This is a genomic window from Mesorhizobium sp. Arg314 (assembly GCF_053714275.1).
In genome coordinates, this window is the sequence record NZ_JBSKBP010000131.1 from 1 (window position 1) to 3,126 (window position 3,126).

Consider the following 3,126-nt stretch of genomic DNA (forward strand, 5'->3'; position numbering starts at 1 on the left):
GCCTTTGCCATGGCGGCCACCGCGGCATCGTTGCCGTAGGGGTCCATGATGGCGATGACGGCAGCACCCGACTTGTAACTCGTCAGCTCGGCATCCGTTGGCCGGCGAACCTTCAGCACGACATCGGCCTTGGCGACATCCGAGGCCTTGCCGATAACTGCACCTGTCTTGGCAAATTCTTCGTCGGGAATGCGCGAGCGGGTGCCGGCACCGGCTTCGACGATCACGTCGAAACCCAGGCCCGCCAGCCGCTTCACCGTATCGGGCGATGCCGCGACGCGCGGCTCGTTCGCATCGAGCTCACGAGGGATGAATATTGTTGGTCTCACAATCCACTACCTACCTGGCCTAACGTGCCTTTTGAAATTTCGGCAATATCGTGAAAAGGTCGCCAACCAGGCCGTAGTCGGCAACCTGGAAGATCGGTGCTTCGTCGTCCTTGTTGATGGCGACGATGACCTTCGAATCCTTGATACCGGCGAGATGCTGGATAGCGCCGGAGATACCGGCAGCGATGTAGAGATCCAGCGCAACCACCCTGCCAATCGTTGGGGGCGTAGCCCGCATCGACCGCCGCGCGCGAGGCACCCACAGCGGCGCCGACCTTATCGGCGACGGACAGGATAACCTCCTGGAATCTCTCCAAGAAATCCAGCGCACGGCCGCCTGAGATAATAATTTTGGCCGCGCTGAGCTCGGCGCGGTCGGCGCCCATGGCGAGCGCGGTGCGCAGCGTCTCCGGCGCCTGCTGGGGCCGACCGAGACGACGATGATTTTTCCCGCCTTGCCGACTTCCTTGATGCGGATCGCTTCCTCGACCGCGATCTCGTCGAACGGGTTCATCGCCATTTTGACGTTGGCCAGTGCGACGCCCAGTCCGTCGGCTTTCACCCGGACCTTGACGTTGGCGTCCACAAGCCGCTTCACGGGCACAAGGATCTCCATTTCATCGCTCCTATTCGAATTCAAGAATGAGCTCGTCCACGCCAAGACTGGCCCCGGCTCTCGCCGCGATCGCCTTCACCACCGCCCGGCGCTCGGCACGCAGCACATTCTCCATCTTCATGGCCTCCACGATCGCAAGCGTCTGTCCGGCCTCGACTGTGTCGCCTACCTGTACCGCCAGGGAGGTGATGACACCGGGCATCGGGCACAGCAGCATCTTCGACGTGTCGGGCGGCGTTTTCACCGGCATCAGCCGGGCAAGCTCGGCCACGCGAGGCGAGCGCACGAATGCCGTGACGTCGATGCCCCGCCAGCGCAGCCGCAGGCCGGAGCCGTCGAGCGACACCTTCACGCCCACCGCTTCGCCGTTCACGACGAGGGTCGCGTGGCCGTCGCCCGGCAACCAATTGCTGGACACCGCGAGGCTTGGCCCATCGGCAAAGGCGATGACGTCGCTGGCCTCGTCCTGGACCATGACCAACGCAAATTCGCGATCGGCCACTGTCGCGACCCAGTCCTTGCCGATGCTGCGCGGATGGTTGGCGAGAGCACCCGAAATTTGTGCCGACCGGCGAACGATCCTTGCATTGATGAAGGCGGCAACGGCCGCCAGCAGAAGTGCCTGGGTATCGTCCGGCTCGACGCCCTGAAAGCCGTCCGGGAACTCTTCCTGGATGTATGCCGTGGTCAACCGGCCCTCGCGGAAGCGCGGCTGCGCCATCACCGCCGACAGGAACGGAAGATTGTGACCGATGCCTTCCACCTCGAAATTGTCAAGCGCGCTCGCCATTGCATCGATCGCTCCGCCGCGGTCCGGCGCCCAGGCGCAGAGCTTTGCGATCATCGGATCGTAGTACATCGAGATCTCGCCGCCCTCGAACACGCCGGTATCGTTACGCACGACCGTGCCGTCCTCGCCGGGTCCCTCGACCGGCGGCCGATAGCGGGTCAGGCGTCCGATGGAGGGCAGGAAACTGCGGTATGGATCCTCGGCATAGAGCCGGCTTTCGATCGCCCAGCCATTCAGCCTCACATCGTCCTGGTCAAAGCGCAGCTTTTCGCCGCCGGCGACCCGGATCATCTCCTCGACCAGGTCGAGGCCGGTAACCAGTTCGGTCACGGGATGCTCGACCTGAAGCCGGGTGTTCATCTCCAGGAAGTAGAAGTTCTTCTTGCTGTCGACGATGAACTCGACCGTGCCGACTGAGAAATAGCCGACCTCGCGCGCCAGCGCGACGGCCTGTTCGCCCATGGCCTTGCGCGTGGCCGGATCGAGGAAGGGCGACGGCGCCTCCTCGATGACCTTCTGGTTGCGCCGCTGGATCGAGCATTCGCGCTCGCCTAGATAGACGATGTTGCCGTACTGGTCGCCCAGTAACTGGATCTCGATATGGCGCGGCTCGGTGACGAATTTTTCGATGAAAATGCGGTCGTCGCCGAAGGAGGACTTGGCTTCGTTCCGTGACGACCGGAACCCCTCACGCGCCTCGCGGTCGTTCCAGGCGATGCGCATGCCCTTGCCGCCGCCGCCAGCCGACGCCTTGATCATCACCGGATAGCCGATGGAAGCGGCGATGCGTACGGCTTCGTCCGCGTCCTCGATCAGATCCATATGCCCGGGCACGGTAGAAACGCCGGCCGCGGCGGCGATGCGTTTGGAGGTGATCTTGTCACCCATCGCCTCGATCGCCGCCACCGGCGGGCCGATGAAGGTGATGCCGGCGTCCTTGAGGGCATCGCCGAAATTGGCGTTCTCCGACAGGAAGCCGTAGCCCGGATGCACCGCATCGGCACCCACGGCCTTTGCCGCGTCGACGATCTTGCCGATGACGATATAGGATTGGTTGGACGGCGATGGCCCGATGTGGATCGCCTCATCCGCCATCTTCACATGCAGAGCGTCGCGATCGGCATCCGAATAGACCGCCACGGTTGCAATGCCGAGCTTCTTCGCTGTCTTGATGACCCGGCAAGCGATCTCGCCTCGGTTGGCGATGAGGATTTTCCTGAACATTATCGCTCGACCACGAACATTTCCGACGCGCCTTGGCGTGCCCATTTTCGCGCCGAGCGAGCCAACGTCCTGGGCACGTCGATCACGCACAGGCACCAGTCCATCTCGCCATGCTGATCCACCCATTCGAGTCCTTCGGCGCCAAGTCGGGCGGCCAGCTGCCGCGG

General features: G+C 63.3%; 2 protein-coding genes and 2 pseudogenes. All 4 read right to left on the minus strand.

The window, feature by feature from the left end:
- Positions 1-329: pseudogene (locus ACWGS9_RS34365) on the minus strand (Re/Si-specific NAD(P)(+) transhydrogenase subunit alpha); the annotation flags it as partial.
- On the minus strand, positions 326-715 hold the full coding sequence (locus ACWGS9_RS34370; protein ID WP_454509376.1) for an FAD-binding protein: 390 nt from the start codon (positions 713-715) through the stop codon (positions 326-328). The pseudogene ACWGS9_RS34365 and the gene ACWGS9_RS34370, both read right to left, overlap by 4 nt.
- Positions 692-945 (minus strand): annotated as a pseudogene (locus ACWGS9_RS34375) (electron transfer flavoprotein subunit beta/FixA family protein); the annotation flags it as partial. The pseudogene ACWGS9_RS34375 and the gene ACWGS9_RS34370, both read right to left, overlap by 24 nt.
- A gap of 10 nt (positions 946-955) precedes the next feature.
- On the minus strand, positions 956-2,959 hold the full coding sequence (locus ACWGS9_RS34380) for an acetyl-CoA carboxylase biotin carboxylase subunit (RefSeq protein WP_454509375.1): 2,004 nt from the start codon (positions 2,957-2,959) through the stop codon (positions 956-958).
- Between the last annotated feature and the right edge of the window lie 167 nt (positions 2,960-3,126).